Source organism: Actinophytocola oryzae, from assembly GCF_004364325.1.
GTDB classification, from domain to species: domain Bacteria; phylum Actinomycetota; class Actinomycetes; order Mycobacteriales; family Pseudonocardiaceae; genus Actinophytocola; species Actinophytocola oryzae.
Genome location: NZ_SOCP01000007.1, coordinates 435,277 through 453,748 on the forward strand (window position 1 = coordinate 435,277; position 18,472 = coordinate 453,748).

General features: G+C 70.4%; 19 protein-coding genes. 9 read left to right on the top strand and 10 right to left on the bottom strand.

The features are described from left to right. Positions 1-106 precede the first annotated feature (106 nt). A complete protein-coding gene (locus CLV71_RS50445; RefSeq protein WP_341771650.1) occupies positions 107-670 on the bottom strand; it encodes a helix-turn-helix transcriptional regulator in 564 nt (187 codons plus the stop codon). Here CLV71_RS50445 and CLV71_RS49380 point away from each other — a divergent pair. From CLV71_RS49380 to CLV71_RS21680, 4 genes are all read left to right on the top strand, one after another. Continuing rightward, the gene (locus CLV71_RS49380) at positions 637-795 is read left to right on the top strand and encodes a hypothetical protein (RefSeq protein ID WP_243866622.1); all 159 of its coding nucleotides are present in this window, start codon (positions 637-639) and stop codon (positions 793-795) included. The two genes, CLV71_RS50445 and CLV71_RS49380, sit on opposite strands and share 34 nt — an antisense overlap. 14 nt (positions 796-809) lie before the next feature. After that, positions 810-1,466, top strand: a complete 657-nt coding sequence (locus tag CLV71_RS21670; protein ID WP_166664194.1) for a transposase domain-containing protein — start codon at positions 810-812, stop codon at positions 1,464-1,466. Between the two features lie 41 nt (positions 1,467-1,507). After that, positions 1,508-2,272 carry a transposase gene (locus CLV71_RS21675; RefSeq protein ID WP_133904627.1) on the top strand — a complete coding sequence of 255 codons (765 nt, stop codon included), beginning with the start codon at positions 1,508-1,510 and terminating at the stop codon, positions 2,270-2,272. A 176-nt stretch (positions 2,273-2,448) separates the two neighbouring features. Continuing rightward, positions 2,449-3,834, top strand: coding sequence for an FAD-dependent oxidoreductase (locus CLV71_RS21680; RefSeq protein ID WP_166664195.1), 1,386 nt, complete (start codon positions 2,449-2,451; stop codon positions 3,832-3,834). Between the two features lie 209 nt (positions 3,835-4,043). Here CLV71_RS21680 and CLV71_RS21685 read toward each other — a convergent pair whose 3' ends face one another. Next, complete coding sequence (locus CLV71_RS21685; RefSeq protein ID WP_133904629.1) at positions 4,044-4,742, bottom strand: hypothetical protein; 699 nt, start codon at positions 4,740-4,742, stop codon at positions 4,044-4,046. A 1-nt stretch (position 4,743) separates the two neighbouring features. Then, on the bottom strand, positions 4,744-5,631 hold the full coding sequence (locus CLV71_RS21690) for a hypothetical protein (protein ID WP_133904630.1): 888 nt from the start codon (positions 5,629-5,631) through the stop codon (positions 4,744-4,746). A 383-nt stretch (positions 5,632-6,014) separates the two neighbouring features. Here CLV71_RS21690 and CLV71_RS21695 point away from each other — a divergent pair, with 383 nt between their 5' ends. Beyond that, positions 6,015-6,554: an iron chelate uptake ABC transporter family permease subunit gene (locus tag CLV71_RS21695; RefSeq protein ID WP_133904631.1), complete on the top strand. Its 540-nt coding sequence runs from the start codon at positions 6,015-6,017 to the stop codon at positions 6,552-6,554. A 217-nt stretch (positions 6,555-6,771) separates the two neighbouring features. On the opposite strand, the gene CLV71_RS21705 is transcribed toward CLV71_RS21695, so the two are convergent. The 4 genes from CLV71_RS21705 to CLV71_RS21720 all read right to left on the bottom strand — a co-directional run bounded on the left by CLV71_RS21705 (position 6,772) and on the right by CLV71_RS21720 (position 10,620). Further along, positions 6,772-6,993 (bottom strand): hypothetical protein, encoded by a 222-nt coding sequence (locus CLV71_RS21705; protein WP_133904632.1) that lies wholly within the window; start codon positions 6,991-6,993, stop codon positions 6,772-6,774. Next, positions 6,990-7,769, bottom strand: coding sequence for a COG4280 domain-containing protein (locus CLV71_RS21710; protein WP_133904633.1), 780 nt, complete (start codon positions 7,767-7,769; stop codon positions 6,990-6,992). The genes CLV71_RS21705 and CLV71_RS21710 overlap by 4 nt, the downstream gene beginning before the upstream one ends. 77 nt (positions 7,770-7,846) lie before the next feature. After that, a complete protein-coding gene (locus CLV71_RS21715; RefSeq protein WP_133904634.1) occupies positions 7,847-9,166 on the bottom strand; it encodes a metallopeptidase TldD-related protein in 1,320 nt (439 codons plus the stop codon). After that, on the bottom strand, positions 9,163-10,620 hold the full coding sequence (locus tag CLV71_RS21720; protein ID WP_166664196.1) for a TldD/PmbA family protein: 1,458 nt from the start codon (positions 10,618-10,620) through the stop codon (positions 9,163-9,165). Before CLV71_RS21720 ends, CLV71_RS21715 begins: the two co-directional genes overlap by 4 nt. A 442-nt stretch (positions 10,621-11,062) precedes the next feature. On the opposite strand from CLV71_RS21720, the gene CLV71_RS21725 reads away from it, so the two are divergent. Genes CLV71_RS21725 through CLV71_RS21740 form a run of 4 tightly spaced genes read left to right on the top strand, consistent with a single transcriptional unit; the run spans position 11,063 to position 14,998 of the window. Continuing rightward, positions 11,063-12,079: an ABC transporter substrate-binding protein gene (locus CLV71_RS21725; protein WP_133904636.1), complete on the top strand. Its 1,017-nt coding sequence runs from the start codon at positions 11,063-11,065 to the stop codon at positions 12,077-12,079. After that, entirely contained in the window at positions 12,076-13,131 is a 1,056-nt protein-coding gene (locus CLV71_RS21730; protein ID WP_133904637.1) for a FecCD family ABC transporter permease, read from the top strand. Before CLV71_RS21725 ends, CLV71_RS21730 begins: the two co-directional genes overlap by 4 nt. Next, the gene (locus tag CLV71_RS21735) at positions 13,128-14,159 is read left to right on the top strand and encodes a FecCD family ABC transporter permease (RefSeq protein ID WP_133904638.1); all 1,032 of its coding nucleotides are present in this window, start codon (positions 13,128-13,130) and stop codon (positions 14,157-14,159) included. Before CLV71_RS21730 ends, CLV71_RS21735 begins: the two co-directional genes overlap by 4 nt. An 11-nt stretch (positions 14,160-14,170) precedes the next feature. Then, positions 14,171-14,998 (top strand): ABC transporter ATP-binding protein, encoded by an 828-nt coding sequence (locus CLV71_RS21740; RefSeq protein WP_133904639.1) that lies wholly within the window; start codon positions 14,171-14,173, stop codon positions 14,996-14,998. Positions 14,999-15,003: 5 nt separating this feature from the next. Here CLV71_RS21740 and CLV71_RS21745 read toward each other — a convergent pair whose 3' ends face one another. The 3 genes from CLV71_RS21745 to CLV71_RS21755 form a co-directional block, all read right to left on the bottom strand. Continuing rightward, the gene (locus CLV71_RS21745; protein WP_133904640.1) at positions 15,004-15,939 is read right to left on the bottom strand and encodes a MurR/RpiR family transcriptional regulator; all 936 of its coding nucleotides are present in this window, start codon (positions 15,937-15,939) and stop codon (positions 15,004-15,006) included. Between the two features lie 70 nt (positions 15,940-16,009). Next, entirely contained in the window at positions 16,010-17,737 is a 1,728-nt protein-coding gene (locus CLV71_RS21750; RefSeq protein ID WP_133904641.1) for an FAD-binding protein, read from the bottom strand. Further along, positions 17,734-18,453, bottom strand: coding sequence for a VIT1/CCC1 transporter family protein (locus CLV71_RS21755; protein ID WP_133904642.1), 720 nt, complete (start codon positions 18,451-18,453; stop codon positions 17,734-17,736). Before CLV71_RS21755 ends, CLV71_RS21750 begins: the two co-directional genes overlap by 4 nt. Positions 18,454-18,472 lie beyond the last annotated feature (19 nt).

Below are 18,472 nucleotides of genomic sequence, written 5' to 3' on the forward strand. Positions count from 1 at the left end.
GGACGTCGTGCACTGTCCGCGTTGCCGAATGGGCTGCTCGACGACGCTTCGACGACGTTCGGCCAGGAGGATGGACGTGCTTGTGCTCGTAGTGGTCTCCCCGCTGTCAATCGTCGCCCTCCCGCCCCGAGCGGCGTGAGTGACAGCCATGGCGGCGGGCCGCGCTGCCAGAGAGGGCGCAGACGAGCCGGCAGAGTTGCGTTCGGCGGGTGACGCCGAGTTTGGTGAACGCTTTGTGCAGGTGATAGCCGACGGTCCGGTGGCTGAGGTGGATGCGGTCACCGATCTCGCGGTTGCTGAGGCCGACCGCCGCGAGCTGGACGACGCGGAGTTCCTGTTGCGTCAGGGTGTTGGCATCGCTCGCTGCGCGGCCGGTGCGTTGCTGGCCGCAGGCACGCAGTTCGCCGATCGCGAGATCGGTCCACGGGTCTGCGGCGAGGTCGGTGAACAGGCTCGCGGCCAGGTGCAGTGGTTCGGCGACCTCGGTGATGCGGCGTGCGCGGCGCAGCCACTGCCCGTGCAGCAGTGCGGTGCGTGCGCGTTCGAACGGGGACTGCGGTTCGGCGCCGGCGAGCAGGTATGCCTTGTCGGGTCCGCGAGCTTGTCGAGCAGGGCGTTGCCGCGGAGGAGCAGTCCGTGGGCCCAGGCAGGTCCGTGTTCGCCGGTCCAGTCGTGCAGGGCGGCCAGTTGTGTGACGGCCTGTTCGTCGGCGCCGGATCGCACGGCTGCCTCGACGATGTCGCCGGTGGCCTGCAGGCTGACGTGCCGGTGGTGGGCGAGAAGACCGCTGGTTGACTCGGACGTTCCCGGTGGAGTTGGTGGATCGGGTTATTGATCAGTACTGGCGTCGGGAGCAGCGGACGCGGGCGTTGCCGGCCAGGTTGGTGTTCTATTCCACGCTGGCGTTGTGTCTGTTTCCGGCGGAGTCGTATCAGTCCGCGATGAAGATCCTGATGTCGGTGTTCGGTCGTGGTGGGCAGGGTTGTCGGGTGCCCACGACCGGGTCGATCGGAATGGCTCGGAGCCGGTTGGGGTCCGGTCCGATGGAGACAGCGGTCCGTGCGGTAACGGCGCCGCGGGCGAGACTGGATACCCGGGGTGGGTGGTATCGGGATTGGTTGTTGACCGCGGTGGACGGGACCACGTTCACCGTGCCGGATACCGACGACAACGAGCGTGAGTTCGGGCGTCCTGGTTCGGCCCGTGGCGAGAAGAGGGCGGCGTATCCGCAGATTCATGCGGCCTGTTTGATCGAGGTGGGCACGCATGCGGTCTTCGATGCCCGGATGGATGGCTGCGGGGTCGCGGAGACGGTGTTGATCGAGGAGATGTTCTCCGCGTTACGGCCGGGCATGTTGGTATTGGCAGACCGGAGCATCTATTCGAGTCGCTGTTTGATGGTTCCTATATCGCGGAGGTCGTCCCACCCAGGAAGGCCGGTCGGGCGTCGTTTCGGCTGCGGGTGATCGAATACCGGTTGCCCGGGTCGGATGAGGTCTATCGGCTGGTGACCACGATCATGGACCCGGTGGCGGCTCCCGCGAAGGAATTGGCGGCCCTGTATCACGAGCGCTGGGACATCGAGGGGTTCCTCAAGCAGATCAAGAGTGTTCGGCTCAACAAGGAGAAGATCTTTCGGTCGAAGTCGCCGGACGGGGTGCGGCAGGAGTTCTGGGCGCATCTGGCGGTGCACTACGCCACGATGTGTGTGCAGGTGGACGCCGCTGATCAAGCGAAGTTGGTCCCGATCGGATCTCACACAAGAACACCGTCCGTGTCCTGCGATCCCGCGTGTGGATACCGGACGTTTTTCCCCCTCGCCCACAATGATGATCACTATCGGGTGCTGCTTGCCGAGGTCGGCAGCGTGCTCAATCCCGAACGCCGGGACCGGAGTTACCCACGGGTGGTCAAGCGAAAGACGAGCAACTTCCCGCTCAAACGGGCACAACGTCGACAACGACGCCGAGCCCGCCCCACTCAGCCATCGCCATCACTCCACCCAGCAAGACCGGACCTCGCCGCCGACCGGCCAACACCACCCAAACGACCGGCATTGCACCTAGAAAGGGTGTTCCCCGTGCCGCACCCTCCGCATTGTCAACGACGGGCGGGCCATGCGATATTCCTGGCGGGCGTCATACCCGGTGGTTCAGCTTCGGCGCTGACATCATCCATCCTCACGAACACAACACGCCGCACATGGCGGTCACGACTCCGCCCACACCTCATTCCTGCCCGCGCGTCGCCCTGCCGACCGCCGCACGCCTGATCCTTCACTCCACCGAGGCGTCTTCTCACCCGTCCTCGTGGCGATCACGCTCAAGAACACAGGTCGAAGTTGAGGATCCGGTTCGCCGCGCCCTCGACCGGGTGAATCCCGGTGACTGGCCGCACGGGATTGGTTCCATTAGCTGGGAAAGTCGGCGCTCATCAGGGACGAGTGACATGGTCAACAAATTCGAACCACGCTGGGATCAAGCGTTGGTCATCGGCAGCAGTATCGCCGGCCTGGCCGTGGCCCGGGTACTGGCTGACCATTTCCACCGCGTCGTGCTCGTCGAACGCGACTCAGCGACCGTCGAGGCCACCGGCCGCGGCGGGGTTCCGCAGAGCCGGCATGTGCACGGTTTGCTGGCTGCGGGTGGCGGCATGCTCGAAGAACTCTTTCCCGGGCTGCGCGCGGAACTGGCCGACGCGGGCGCACCGGTCTACGATTTCGGTGAGGCGACCGCCATGTTCATCGACAACGGTCGCCTACCACTCACCACGACCGGGCTGATGCTGCAGTCCTTCAGCCGCGGCCTGCTGGAGTCACGACTGCGCCGCCGCGTCGCCGAACTGCCGCAGGTCCGGATCGAAGCCGGCGCCACGGTGACCGGGCTGCTGACCGACCACCCCAATGGGCCCGTCACTGGCATCACCGTAGCCCGCCACAGTGACGCTACGGACACGGAAGGCGGGACCGACGAGCGATACCGCGCGGATCTCGTCGTCGACTGCTCCGGCCGTTTCACCAAGCTGCCGCAGTGGCTCACCGCCATCGGCTACCCCCGTCCCGCCGAGACGATCGTCGACGCCGGACTCGCCTACGCCTCCCGGATGTACGACGGTCCACCCCGAAGCTGGAACGCGCTGCTGCACCCGGTGCAGGCCCACACCCACCCCTGCGGCGCCTACGCCGCCCGGATCGAGGGCAACCGCTGGATGGTCAGCCTTCTCGGTGTCACCCCGCACCACCCGCCGACCGACGACGCCGAATACGCCGCCTTCGCCGCAGGCCTGAACAACCCGGAACTGTCCGGCCTGCTCGCCGAATCCCGTCCGATCACCCCGATCCACCGATTCACCCGCATAGAGAACCGACGTTTCGAACTCGCCCGAATGCGCCGATGGCCCGACCGGCTGCTCGTCATGGGCGACGCCCACTGCGCCTTCAACCCCGTTTACGGCCAGGGAATGACCGTCGCCATCGCGAGCGCCCTGGCGCTCCGCGAGCAGCTACGGCAACGCCGTGGCAGCGCCCACGACCTGACCGGCCTCGCCCCCCGGGTCCACCGACGCCTACGCCGCGTCACCTTCTACCCGTGGATGATGTCCACGAACGAGGACGCCATCTGGTCCGCCGCCCGAACCGACACCCGCGCCGGTCGCATCCCCAGTGCCGCCCACTGGTTCCAGAACAGACTCTTCCGCAGCATGATGCACCACGAACCATCTCTGATCGCGTTCCAACGAGTGTTCAACTCCGTCAAGCCCCCCACGCACCTACTCACCCCCCACATCCTGGTCCGAGCACTCACGCCCGCACGTTCGGACACTCCGACCAGGTAACCTGAGCCGTCCCGAGGCAAGATACTCCTGGGCGCCGACCTCCGCCCGCCGCCGACGACACGAGGCTTCACGACGGCGCCGTTCGCGTCCGCTTGACGCGGCTTCGCACTTCTCCGCCGCGGCATCGCCTTGATCCACATGGCGGAACGTCCCCCGTCGTCACCACGACCGGGAACCGGTGAGGCCGTGGCGACGACGTCGCGGCGGGGTCAGCCGAACTTTCCGCAGTGGAACACCTCGAAGCCGGCGTCGGTGATCTTGCCGGCGATGGTGTACCGGCCGGTGGGGATGTCCTCGGCGTGGTCGATGTCCAATGCCTCGAGCACCTCACGGATCATGATCTCGTAGGTACCCTGCTGCTTGCTGTAGCCGACCTGGGCGGCAGCGGCGTTCATCACGCTGAACTCGATCAGCTTGTCGAGCCCCCCGAAGTCGCGGCTCAGCCTGTTGAACATGCGTTCCCCGCCGTGCTTTCGCCAAGCCCCGGTGAGAGCCAGGTCTCCTCGCGCCTCGACGAAGTCCTTGAACGCAGCGGCCTGGGTGCGGGCCTGTTCCTCCCGCTGCTCGTCGAGCAGCTTGTTGTCCTTCGCGAAGCGCTTGGCCCGTGCCTCCTTCCTCGCCTCGTCGGGGTCGAGCTTCGCCTCCACCGGCTTCACCTCGTCGAGCTTGCGTTTGGGCTTGCGCTCTTCCTGCTGGGCCTGCGCGACCTGCACCTGCACCTGCTGCGGCGGGAGCGCGGCCAGCACCGCGACCTGTTGGGGGTTGTCCTGGGCCCACCGCTGGGCCGCCTGCCGCATCTGCTCGGCGACATCGTTGAGGGCGTCGTCGGTGGCTGCCTCGGTGGCCGGGTTGTCGGTGGTCTCGCCGTCGTTCTCGAGGGTGAGCTCCTCGCCACTGGCACTCGACATGTCAGCTTCCCGCCTTCCCGATCGTCTCGGCGACTATCTGTGCCACTTCCTCGTCGGACAGGGACTCCGCGCCCGGCACCGCCCGCATGGACGCGAGCAGGTCGGCCATCGCCGACCCCGCCGCGGAGGGGTCCGCAGGAACGCTGAGGGTGCCGGCGGTGATGAGGTCGTTCAGCCATGCGCTCTTGTGCTCGGCCGGATGGGCCTGCCAGTCCTGACCCCATCGCTGGTCAAGGTCCGCCGTCACCGCGGATGGCCACTGGTCGGCCCACAGCGCGGCGAGATGTGCGCGCTGCTCCTCGGTGACCCAGGCGAACGGGTCTTGGTCGGCGGCCTGGTCCACGTCCGTGCGTGCCCCGGTACCGCTGAGGGTGCCCGCCGCGATGAGGTCGTCCAGCCAGGCGACCTTGTGCTCGGCGGGATGGGCCTGCCACCCCTCACCCCACCGCTGGTCGAGATCAGTCCCGAGGTACTCCTGCCACGCCGATGCCCACAGCTGCTCCACGTGGGTGCGCTGGGCGTCGGTCACCCACCCGAACGGCCCTTCCTCCGCCTCAGCACCGACCTCGTTGGCGCCCTGCCGCGCGTCACGCAACCCGGTCAGTACGACCGGTAGCTGGTCGTCCAGCTCGAGCACGGACTCCACCGCGGTGAACCCGCCCGCGTTCGCCGCCGTCGCCACGAACTCGGCCACCGCCACGGAGTCGAAGTTCTGCTCCAGGGCGAGGTCGCCGACCCGGGACTCGAACGCGCTCCAGTCGCCGTCGGCGCTCTCCCCGGCGGCACGCAGCACCTCGGCCCACCTCGGCGCGTCGTAGGCGTCCGCGACCGGGATCGCCAGCACCACCCACGCCGTCGTGTCGTCCACCCATGTCACTGGACCGCTCATGTGGTCCACCCTCCAGTCGCGGACAAACCGTCCCCTCGACCTTGGTCTCGCCGCGCTCGTGAGACCGCAGCCCACAGGGTGCATGAACGGGCAGACTTTCCCTCCCCGGAAGACTTCGACCGTGTCGCGCGGCGAGCACAGAACCAACCGCAGGTTCTTGACGTGCCGCGCTTTCACCACAGGCCACAGGCCACAGGCCACAGGATGCGATGCGCGCGATCCCTATGGACGTCCACGACGAACTGTCGCACGTGGACGGACGTGCGGGCCTTGTGTCCATACTCGACCTCGGTGGTCCATGTGGAGTGGCCCCACGACCGCGCCTCCGTGAACTTAGGGAAGCCTTACCATAACAGGCGGTTCGAGCAGGTCTGGAGACGAGGATGAGCGTGGCCGCACGGGCACGGCCCGTGACCGCCGCCCGCGGCAGCGGTCTGGTGACCACGAACGCCCGCCGGACGTCGTGCGTGCTGCTGCTCGCCGTGCTGCTCCTGGTCGTCGCGGTGTGCAGCCTCATGGTCGGCACCCGGGTGATCCCGCCGCGTGAGGTGCTCGCCGCGTTGTTCTCCCCGGACTCCTCGCAGGCCGCGCTCGTGGTCACCGACCAGCGGGTGCCACGCACGGTCCTCGGTGTCGCCGTCGGCGCGGCGCTCGCGGTCGCCGGCGCGCTGATCATGGCGCTGACCCGCAACCCGCTCGCCGACCCCGGCCTGCTCGGCGTGAACGCGGGCGCGAGCTACATCAGGCCCATCGCCGGTGCGGCACTGGCCATGGCCGACGTCGAACTCACCGGCCAGCACTACGCGTCGAGGGTGACCGGCCGAGTGGCCGTCACCGCGGAGACCGAGCCCGTGACCGGCCAATTCGACGACAGGGTGCTCGACGCCATCGCCGAGGTCGCTGTCTTGGTACCCCGACGGTAGGCCCGCCGCTCAGCCAAGGCCGTGGCCGCACGGCGACACCGGACTGCTCGGCCCCGACCCGGGTACCGGCCGGCCTCGCCGGCGGCGTGCACGCCGCCTGGATCGCCTTCGCCAGCAACGGAAACCCGGGTTGGGCACCCTACGACCCGCGGCGACCGGTGACGCACCCCCGGCGGTTGACCTCGGACGACAGGATGGGCGCGGAGGGAGCGAGTGGTCAGTCCGAGGACGGCGGCCGGACGTCGATGGCGAGGCTGACGGTGAACGCGACCACGATCGCCAGCCCGCCGAACACGGCGACGCCGAGGTCGCCGAAGACGCCCAGTGACAGCACCAGCAGGGTCGCCGCCAACGCCAGTACCACGGCCACCGCGATCTTCCAGTCGTCGCCGATGATGAAGTCGTACCAGAACCGGCCGAAGGACTTCAGGAACGTCATGACGGGACCTCTTCCGTGATGGCGGGCGCGGGGGAGCGGAGCGCCGCGATGAACACCCTGCTGAGCAGGAACCAGACCACCAGCAGGCCGAGGATCGCCAGGTCGGCGCCCGGCCACTCGACGCTCTCCCGGCCCTCTCGGAAGATGCCGAGGCCCTCGACGGCCCAGAACGTGCCGAACGACGCGAGCAGCAGGCCGACGCCGTACTTGAGCAGGTTCTCGTTGATCATCGACAGTGGGCGCTTCATGGCCACCGCCAGCCCGAGCACGACCACCACGGCCGCGACGGCGCCGACGCTCGCGGCGGGCACGTCGTGTGCGTTGAGGCCGAAGGTGATCACGATGAAGACCACCTCCATGCCTTCCAGGAACACGCCCTTGAACGAGACCATGAACGAGAACATGTCGATGCCGCCGGTGCTCTGCCCGGCGGCCTTCGCGGCGGCGACCTCGTCGCGGTAGATCGCGTCCTCGTCGTGCACGGCCTTGCGGCCCGACGAACGCAGGATCGCCTTGCGCAGCCACTGCAGGCCGAAGATCAGCAGCAGGCCGCCGATCACGAGCTGCAGCGCCGACTCCGGCAGCCAGGTGTTCAGCGCGTAGCCGGCCGCCAGGGTGACCACGGCCAGCGCGCCGAGTGCGGCCGCCGTGCCGTACAGGGTCGATCGCCAGCTCCGGGTGAAGCCCATCGCCATCACGATCGTGGTCGCCTCGACCATCTCGACGAAGCAGGCGACGAACGTGGCGACGACGAGGCCCCAGGTTGTGGCTGTCATGACACTCCCTTCGGGACGAACAGGTGAAACAGGTCGTGTTGTTGCAAAGCTCCGACGTTGTCGACGACCAGGCGGGCTCAGAGGCGCAACGGGCCCGCGTCGACGAGTACGGCGGGCGCGGTGACGCTCTCCATGAAGGTCTGGTCGCCGCGTTCACGGGCGTCGCCGACGGCGAGGACCGCGTTCAGGACCTCGTCCATGCGGAAGGTGAACCGGACCGGCGGGTGCCAGGAGACGATCTTCCCGTCCTCGACCCAGTACGTCGCGTCGCGCGTGGTCCCGGTGACCAGCGTGTCCTTCGGGTGCAGCACGCGCAGGTAGTCGAGCCGGCTGATCACCAGGCCGTTCCCGACCCCGCTCAGCAGCTCCTCCTCCGACGCGTCCCCCGCCGCCATGAACAGGTGCGACGGCGACGGGTCGGCGCCGAACCGCCACCCGAACGGCACCCCGTGCCCGGTGGACACACCGCCGGTGACGTCGGCGTGTTCCACGTTGGACACCACCCCGGTGACCACACCGTCGGTGACGAGCGGCGTGCGCAGCCGGGGGCTGCCCTCGACGTCGAACCCGCTCGGCAGGCCGTCCGGGTCGGTGCCGTCGTCGACGATGGTCACGGTGGTGCTCGCGACGGGCTCGCCGAGCCGGCCGGCCACCGCGGTGCGGCCCTGGGCGTACCCGGCGGCGCCGAGCGTCGTGTATCCGTAGGTGGCGAGGAGGGTCCCGGTCGCCTGTGGCCGGAGCACGACGCGGCAGGTGCCCGAGATCCGCTCCCGTCCCGGAATCGGGGCCAGTTGGTCGAGCAGCCGGTCGGCGATGCCGTCGACCGCGACCTGTCCGGCGTCACGGTGCACGACCTTCACGCTGGCCGAGCGGCCGTCGCGGTCCGCGACCGCCTGCACGGACGCCGTGGTGAGGGTCTCCTGCCGGTAGAGGCCGGTGTCGTCGGTGACGACCCGGTCGACCACCTCGTGCCGGATCGAGCCCCCCAACCCGGTGCCCTCACCCAGTCCTGTGCGGATGGTGTCGAACCACGCGTACCGTTGCGCCGCGTCCGCCGTCCGGGACATCTCGCTCACCTCGCGCGGCGTGGGCCCGCCCCCGTGCGCCCGACCGCCCCGGGGACCGGTGGGACGGACGGGGAGCGCTGTGATCGCCTCGTCGAGCCAGGCGGCCATCGCACGCACCGCGTCGGGTTCGAGCGTCTCCACCGAGCCGACGGCGACCCTGCCGTCACGCTCCAGCCGGACGCGCACGCGGAGCCGGTTCTCGCTGTGCTGTGCCGTGACGCGGGAGTGCGCGAACCGGAGGAGGCCGACCTGTTCCGCCGACACCTCGAGCCGTGCCCCGGACCCGAAGGTCGCCAGTGCCGCCCGCACCTGGGTGTCGTCGATGGTCATCTCGTCCCCATCCGCACGTCGCGGAAGCGGGCCGGCACGGTGCCGTGCCCGATGTGGGCAACCTGCAGCGGTTCGCCCTTGTTGCACGACGGGATGCCGTGGACCCGCCACTCGTCGCGGCCACCCAGCGCGTCGCACCCGGCCCAGAACTGGGGCGTCACGCCGGTGTAGGTGCAGTTCTTGAGCAGTCTGCCGAGCTTGCCGTCCCGGATCTCGTAGCCCACCTCGGTGCCGAGCCGGAAGTTGAGGCGCATGTCGTCGATCGAGACGCTCTTGGTCATGTCGACGAACACGCCGCGGTCGGTGCCGGCGACCATCTCCTCCAACGAGGAGTCGCCGGGTTCGAGGCAGAGGTTGGTCATGCGCACCAGCGGCAACCGCTGCCAGCCGTCCGCGCGTGCGGCGCCGCTCGACCGCTCGCCGAGTACGGCGGCGGACTCGCGCCCGGACAGGTAACCCCGGAAGACACCGTCGGTGACGAGTTCGGTGCGCTGGGCGGGCACGCCCTCGTCGTCGTAGCCGAACGAGCCGAGCGCGCCCGGGATCGTGGCGTCGGCGAACACGTTCACGATGGGGGAGCCGTACCGGAACGACCCGCGTCGCTCGGGTGAGGCGTAGGTGCCGCCGGCGAGACTGACCTCGGTGCCCAGCGCGCGGTCGGCCTCCAGGGGATGCCCGGCGCACTCGTGCAGCAGCAGGGCCATGTTGGCGCCGGACACGATCAGGGTGGTCGTCTCGTCAGGACACCGAGGCGCGGACAGCAGCGCCACCGCGTCCGCACCGACACGTGCGGCCTCCTCGACGAGCCGCAGCGACTCGACGTGCTCGTAGCCCGCCGTCGCGAAGTCGCCGCGCTGACCTCGGATCGTCCTGGGCACGGCCTGCGGCCACGACCGGCGCTGGATGTCGTCGCCGTCGCCGGCGAAGACGACCAGCCCGGCCCCGCTCTCGGTGAGCGTCTGCTCGATCAGTGCGCCCTCGGTGTTGGCGAACACCTTGTCGTCGCGGAAGAAGTCCATCGACGCCTCGACCTTGCGCACCAGCGGGCCCGCGGTCTCGGCTTCCCGGACCGCGGCGTCGAGCAGGTCGAGCTTCTTCGAGACCGGCACCGTGAACGGGTCGACGGCCATGGGGGAGCGCCACCGGGCCTGCGTGGTGACCGGCTCGCCCAGGTCGACGCGTGGACCGGGGCCTGCGGCGCGGGCCTGCGCGACAGCCCGCCCGACGACCTCGGTGAGGCCGTCGCGGGTGAGCCGGTGCGTGGCGGCGAAGCCCCACTGGCCGTCCACGACGACCCGGACACCCACGCCGGTGGACTCCTCGTGCGCCAGGTCGCCAGGGCCGTGGTGCTCGGCGAGGACCACTTCGTGGGTGCGGTGCAGCACGCGGACGTCACCGTAGGTCACGGCGGCGGGCAGCAGGCCGAGGACGGCTTCCGCGATGTCGCGCATCATCGGCCCCGAGGGGCGGGGCTGAGCGGTGTCTGCAACGGATACCTCCCGGGAGAGTGGTGACCGTCCGCGAGTGCGACGCGGACCACCTCTCACTGTAGCAAGTGCTACAGACATGCTCAACATGTGTTGTGACTACTACATGGGCTCGACCTGCGGTTCCAGGTAATTTTGTAGTGACCGCTACGAACCGGCCGATCGGGAAAGTGCCTGTGCGGCAGGCGTTCGGGCCGTCGTCGCGTCGTCTCTGCGACATCTATTGACGAATGCTGTAATAGATCCTACAGTACCGTAATCCAGTGAGACGGACGGCACATCGACAGGTTCACCAGCCGGAAGAGATGCCGACACGTCAGTTCCCGTGGCACCGGCAGAGCGGGATCTCCCGACCTTCTTCCCCGGCCACCGAGCGCCGGGCCGCTTCAGTTCACTCGAGGAGCTCGAGATGTCACTCATTCCCAAGCCGCGCTGGGCGTTGTCCCTCGTGGGCATCGTCATCACCTCGGCGGCGCTGGCGGGCTGTGGCTCCGCGGGCGGCGCGACCGCGGGCGGGCCCCAGACGAGCGGCAGCGCCGCGGCGAAGGACGTGGGCGCGGACGCCAACACCGAGCAGTGCGGGAAGACATCGCGCACCATCAAGCACGACCTGGGCACCACCACCGTCCGAGGTACACCGAGCCGGGTCGTCGTGCTCGAGTTCTCCTTCGTCGACGCGGTGGTGAACCTCGGGGTGAAGCCGGTCGGCATCGCGGACGACAACGACCCCGACCGGCTCATCCCGGCGCTGAAGGACAAGGTCGGCAAGTACACCCCGCTCGGTCTGCGGGCGTCACCCAACCTGCAGGTCATCACCTCGCTGAAGCCCGACCTCATCCTCGCCGACTCCCAGGACAACGCCGGCATCTACGCACAGCTGTCGAAGATCGCGCCCACCATCGCGGTCGCCAGCGAGGCGGCCGGCTACCAGGACACGATCAACAGCGAGAAGGTCGTCGCCCAGGCGATGGGCAAGTGCGAGCAGATGGACACGGTGCTGGCCCACCACGAGAAGGTCATGCAGGGCTTCAAGAACCGGGTGCCCAAGGGTGAGGCGCGCAAGGTCCTGTTCGCCATCAGCACCGACACCGGGGTCAGCGGCTACACCGAGGGCGGCTTCGCACCCGGGGTGCTCGCCGCGCTCGGCCTGCGGTCGCCGCTGCCGGACACGGGTGGCGACGCACAGGTCGCGATGAGCCTCGAAACCATGGTCTCGACCAGGCCCGACGTGCTCTTCGTGGCGCCGCACCCCGGCAAGCTGCTGCTGGACCAGTGGGCCACGACGAGTCTGTGGGACTCGATCCCGGCCGTGGCGCACGACAAGGTGTACAAGATGAACCAGAACCTCTGGTCGCGTGCGCGTGGGCTCACCGCGGCCGAGGAGATCGCCGAGCAGGCCGTGGACAAGCTCTACGGAGCCTCATGACCGCGCAGGTGGAGCGGCAGGCGGTCGGGCGCGTCGGCGGGGAGCGTCCCCGTCGGCGCGCCAACCGCGTGCGGATGACCGTGGTCGCGGTGGTGTCGCTCGCGGTGCTGCTCGCCGGGGTGGTGTGGGCGCTGTCGATCGGCAGCCAGCCGATTCCACTGTCGACGGTGCTGCGCTCGGTGTTCGGCGGCGACAGTCCCGACGAGACGATCGTCCAGATCGTCCGTCTGCCCCGGGTGGTGCTCGCCGTGGTCGTCGGCGCCAACCTCGCCGTGTCGGGTGCGTTGATGCAGGGGATCACCGCCAACCCGCTGGCGTCGCCGGACATCATGGGGGTCAACGCGGGTGCCGCGGTGTGCGTGGTGCTCGCCGTGACCACGATCCCGGTGCTGGTCGGCACCCCGTCGGTGCTGCTGGCCTTCGTCGGCGCCGCCGCGGCCGGGATCACGGTGATGGTGCTCGCCGGCATGGGCGGCGGCCGGGTCAGCCCGGTCCGACTGACCCTGGCGGGGGTCACGGCGAGCACCCTGCTGATCTCGCTGACGCAGGTGCTGGTGATCTTCCACGAGAACGACGCGCAACGGGTGTTGTTCTGGTTGGTCGGCGGCGTCAACTCCGCGAACTGGGACTCCGTGGGGACGGTCCTGCCGTGGACGGTCGCCGGGCTCGCGGCGGCGATGGCGTTGGCCAGGGCGATGAACCTGCTGGCGCTGGGGGAGGACATGGCCCGAGGGCTCGGGCAGAACGTGGAACGCACCAGGGCGCTCGGCGCCGCGGTCGTCATCGTGCTCTGCGGCGCGTCGGTCGCTGTCGCCGGACCGATCGCGTTCATCGGCCTGATCGTGCCCCACATCGCGCGGCGGCTCGTGGGCACGAGCTACGCGGCGGTGCTGCCCGTGTGCGTGGTGGTCGGTGCGGCGCTGACCGTGTACGCGGACATCGCCTCCCGGTTCGTGAACCCGCCCTTCGAGGTGCCGAGCGGTGTCGTCTCGGCGTTGATCGGCGCGCCGATCTTCATCTACCTCGCCCGACGGCAGAAGGCGACGACATGACGGTCACGGCCAACCTCGCTCCCGCGCCGGCCCGCGCCACGTCGGTGGCCCGGCGCGACCCCCGCGTCGTCATCGGCGGCATGGCCGTGCTCGCGGTGGTGGCCAGCGTCGCGAGCCTCGCCATCGGCGCCACCCCGATCCCGCTGTCCGACGTGTTGTCCGCACTCGTCGGCGACACCAGCACCGACGCCGCCCGCATCGTCGTCGACTTCCAGCTGCCCAGGGTACTGCTGTGCTGGCTGGTCGGGATCGGGCTCGCGGTGTCGGGCGGCATCATGCAGGGCGTCGTCCGCAACCCGCTCGCGGCCCCGGACATCATCGGGGTCACCAAGGGCGCCGGCGTCGCCGGGATGCTGCTGACACTGCTGGTCCCGACGGCCTCCGCGGCGCTCGTCCCGCCGGTGGCCTTCGCCGGCGGGCTGCTGGGCGCCGCCCTCGTGTACGTGTTCGCCTACCGGCAGGGCGCGTCCCCGGTCCGGCTCGCGCTCGTGGGGATCGCGGTCAGCGCCGTGTTCGAGGCGGTGATCCGGTTCCTGCTCACCAAGTACCCCCTCGACGTCAACTCGTCGCTGATCTGGCTCACCGGCAGCCTCTTCGGCCGGGGCATGACCTCCGTCGCGCTGGCCGCGCCGTGGATCCTCGTGCTCGTGCCGGTGGTGCTCGTGGTGGCGCGCCGCATCGACGTGCTCGGTCTCGGCGACGACATGGCGGCGGGCCTCGGCGAACCGGTCGAGCGGTCGAGGAGGCTTCTCCTGCTGCTCGGGGTCGCGCTCGCCAGCGCCTGTGTCGCGGTGTCGGGGACGGTCGGTTTCGTCGGTCTCATCGCCCCGCACATCGCGCGCCGGCTCGTCGGCGGGAAGAACCTGACCTCGCTGTGCGCCGCGGGCATGGTCGGGGTGTTGCTGATGCTCGTCGCGGACACGATCGGCCGAGGGCTCGCGGCCCCGCTGGAGATCCCCGCCGGACTCGTCACCGCCGTGATCGGCGGGCCGTACTTCCTGTACCTGCTCGTGAAGCTCGGAAAGTAGGAGGACTCGAGATGAGGCTCGAGACGCAGGGGGTCGACCTGGCCTATGCGGACATCACGATCGCGCGGGACCTGTCGCTGCGGATCCCGGACGGGCAGGTGAGCGTCCTCATCGGACCGAACGGCTGCGGGAAGAGCACCGCCATGCGCGCGCTCGCCCGGCTGCTGCCGCCCAGGAAGGGCCAGGTGGTGCTGGACGGCAGGTCGATCCAGCGCATCCCCACCAAGGAGGTGGCGCGCAAGCTCGCGATCCTGCCGCAGGTGCTCACCGCGCCGGAGGGCATCACGATCGAGGACCTCGTGTGGTTCGGCCGCCATCCCCATCGGACCTCGCTGAAGGTGCCGACGCAGTCCGACCGCGACGCCGTCGAGTGGGCGCTGTCCATCACCGGCGTCGCGGACATGCGCACCGCGCACGTCGACCAGCTCTCCGGCGGACAGCGCCAGCGCGTGTGGATCGCGGTGTGCCTCGCGCAGGAGACCGACATCCTGCTGCTCGACGAGCCGACCACCTACCTCGACGTGGCCTACCAGCTCGAGGTGCTCGACCTGCTCGCGAACCTCAACCAGGACCACGGCACCACGGTCGCCATGGTGTTGCACGACTTCAACATGGCCGCGGAGTACGCCGACCACGTGTTCGTGATGAAGCACGGCGAACTTGTCACCCAGGGCGCGCCCCGCGAGGTGTTCACCCCCGGGCTCATCCTCGACGTGTTCGGGGTGGACTCCTACGTGATGGACCACCCGGTGAGCGGCAAGCCGATGTGCATCCCGATCCGCGCCGACCGCCCGTCGCGCCCGGCACCAGGCAGGGCGGTGCTCCCGAACGCCCGCTGACGTCCTCAGGCGCGGCGCGACCCGTTGCGGCGCCGGGATGTCCGGGTGTCGTCGGCGGGCAGCGGATCCCCGCGCAGCTCGCCACGCAGCCGGTTCATCAGCGTCAACGCGAGCAGTGCGGGTTCGCGGTCCTGGACGGCGATCGCGAGGATCAGCGCGTCGAACACGGCCAGCGTGGCGGCCTGGAGGCTGAACAGCTGGGAGTTCCCGGCCGGCGCCGACAGCGTCACCGAGACCCGGTCGCCCAGTGCCTCCGCGAGCATGTCGGTCACGAGGATCACCTTGGCCCGCACGTCGTGCGCGTGCCTGAGCGCGACGTCGATCTCCGTGGGGACGATCTGGTGCGCGACCACGACGAGCACGTCGTCCTCGGTGAGCGGGAGCAGTTCGTCGGCGAGCAGGAAGCCCGACGTCACCGCGGATCGGGCGCGCAGCCGCAGGCGCGACAGCCGAAGCGCGAGGTAGGTGCCGAGCATGCCGAGGCCGCCGTAGCCGAGCACGACGATCTCCCTGGCCCCCACCAGCATCGAGACCGCGGCGGCGAAGCTGTCGGGGCGGATGGTGCCGCGTGCCCGCTCCAGCAGGTCGATGCTCTCCGTGAGGACCCGCGAGAGCACCTGGTCCGGGTCGTCACCCAGGTCGTCGAGGTCCTTGCCGAACCGCCCGGCGGGCGTGAGCCGCTCGCGCACCGTGCCCTGCAGGATCTTCTTGAGCGCCGGCAGTCCGGAGTAGCCGAGTGCCTTGACCGTGCGGATCACGGTGGCGTCGCTGGTCTCCGTGGCGCGGCCGAGCGTCTCCGCCGAGGAGAACGCTACCTCGTCGGGGTGGTCGGCGAGGTAGCGGGCGACCTTGCGCTCGGCGGCGCTGAGCGACTCCTGCCGGGCGACCACCCGCTCCTCGATGGACGCCGGGGTGTCGTCCGGCCGTTTCGTAGCGGGCATACCGGATCGCGCCCCCTTTCGCAGCGACGGCTACCGGGAGAAGGCTAGCGTAGCCGGGGCGCGAGCCAGGTCACCGCGCGGCGGCGTGCCGCAGTTCCGTGACCAGCGCCGGCACGACCTCGCGCCAGTCGCCCACGATGCCGACGTCGCTCGCCGCGAAGACCGGTGCGTCCGGGTCGGTGTTGATGGCCAGGATGGTGCCTGCCCGCCCGGCGCCGGCGAGGTGGTTCATGTTGCCCGCGAGACCGATGGCCACGTAGAGGTCGGGTGCGATGTTCCGCGCGGTGATGCCGATCTGCCGGGAGTGCGGCAGCCAGCCCGCGTCGGTGACCTTGCGGGTCGCGGCCATCTCCGCGCCGAGCAGTGCGGCGAGGGGCTCGAGTCGGCCGTACTCGGCGGGGTCGACGCCGCGGCCGACGGCGATCACCGCCGTCGCGCGGTCGAGCGCGTCGTAGTCGTCCTCGACGACCTGTCCTCCTCGCTCGATCGCCGGGTCGGCGGGCACCACGAGTTCCCGTCGCGGCACGGTTCCCGGGGGCCGGTCCGCTCGCGGTTCGAGGTTCCCGGTGCGCAGTGTCGCGATCCGGGTGGCGCCGAGCCCGGTGATCTCGGCGAGACCGCCGTCGCCGACCGGTTTCAGCCCGGTCAGGGTGCCGTTCGCGGACTCGACGGCGAGCAGGTCGGACATGATGCCGGCGTCGAGGCGGACCGCGAGCCGCGCGAGGGTCTCCCGTTCCCACGAGCCGGACCCGCCCAGGACCGCCCAGGGCGGTCCACTGTGCCGGAAGGACTCGGCGAGCGCGGCGGCGACCGGTCTCGGCTCGTGCGCCGTGAGGTCGAGGATCTCGTCCGCGCCCCACCGCCCGGCGTCGGCGCTGCCGATGCCGGGGCACACCAGGACGACCGGCCCGGCCGCCAGTGCGGCCGCCTCACCGAGCAGCGCGCGTGTCGCCGACCGGTCGTGCCCGCTACTGACCACCAGCACGGCGTCGTCGCCGGCCGTGAGCCGATGCGCGGCGGGGACCGGCAGGGCGACCGTGGGGGGTCGGTCGGTGACGGCGAGGGCCTCGAGTGCCTTCTTGGCCTGTTCGGCCGGGTCGCCGTGCAGCACCAGCCGCTGCCTGGTGCGGGTCACCGGCCGGACGCCGGTGACCGCTGTCGGGCTCTGCCGGCCCGTCGGCAGCGCCGGGTCCAGGTCGTCCATGGTCCACCGGGTCACCGTGTCCTCGGCGGGCCAGGTGTCCTGGCCGGCCTTGGCGGGCTCGCACGAGCGTTCCGCGACGGCGACGACGGCGGGCAGGGTGATCGTCACGTCCTCGGTCCGGCCGTCGTGCTGCAGCGTGGCGGACAGCCGCCGTCCGTCGAGGTCCAGCGTGAGTGCCGGACCGGTGAAGGGGAGGCCGAGCAGTTCGGCGACCATCGCGCCGACCGCGCCGGTGCTGCCGTCGATCGAGCTGCGCCCGACGAGGACGAGGTCGGCCGGGCCGAGGCGCGTGACGGCGGCGGCCAGTGCCCTGGCCGTGACGAGGCAGTCGGCGCCGGCGAGCCGGGGGTCGCAGAGGTGGACGGTCTCCTCGACCCCGCAGGCCGCCGCCTCCAGCGCCACGTCCACCGCGGAGGGCGGCCCCATCGTGATCACCGCGGCCCGGCCGAACCGGACGGCGACGGTGACCGCGCGCCGGCACCACGGGTTCATCTCGGCGACGAGGCCGTCGCGGGCGAGTCGCCCGTCGGCGCCCAGCGCCAGATCGCCCCGGGGGACCTGTTTGACGAGCGCGATGGTGCGCAGGGCGGTCATGAGAGCCCGACCCCGACGAGCAGCCCGACACCGTAGGTCACGGCGGCCGACAGCCCACCGAGCACGAGCTGGCGGGAGCCGCCGTACCACAGTGGACGGCTGGTGAGCCGCGCGGTCAGCGCGCCGGTCCCCACCAGGGCGATCGCGCCGACCGCCAGTGCGGGCAGCACGCTCGCGGCCCCGAGGAGGAAGGGCAGCAGCGGGATGAGTGCCCCGACGGCGAAGGCGACGAACGACGATCCGGCGGCGACCCGGGGCGAGGGCAGGTCGTCCGGGTCGACACCGAGCTCCTCGCGCACGTGCACCCGCCAGACGACCTCGTCGTCGGCGGACAGGTCGCGGGCGACCTTGGCGGCCAGCTCGGGACGCACCCCCCTCGCCTCGAACGTCCGCGTGAGCTCCGCCAGCTCCTCCTGAGGGTGGACCTCGAGCTCGCGGCGTTCGACCGCGATCTCCTTCTGGGTCAGCTCGTTCTGCGAGGACACCGACGTGAACTCGCCGGTGGCCATCGAGCACGCCCCTGCGACGAGGCCCGCGAGCCCGGTGACCACCACGGTGTGGCCCCCGGCGCCCCCACCGACCACGCCGGCCACGAGCGCGAGGTTCGACACGAGCCCGTCCATCACCCCGAACGTCGCCGGGCGCAGCCAGCCGCCGGTGACATCGCGGTGCGCGTGGTGCATCTCGGGTGGGCTGGTCTCGGCGGATGTCGTCATGAGCTTCCCGTCTTGTTGT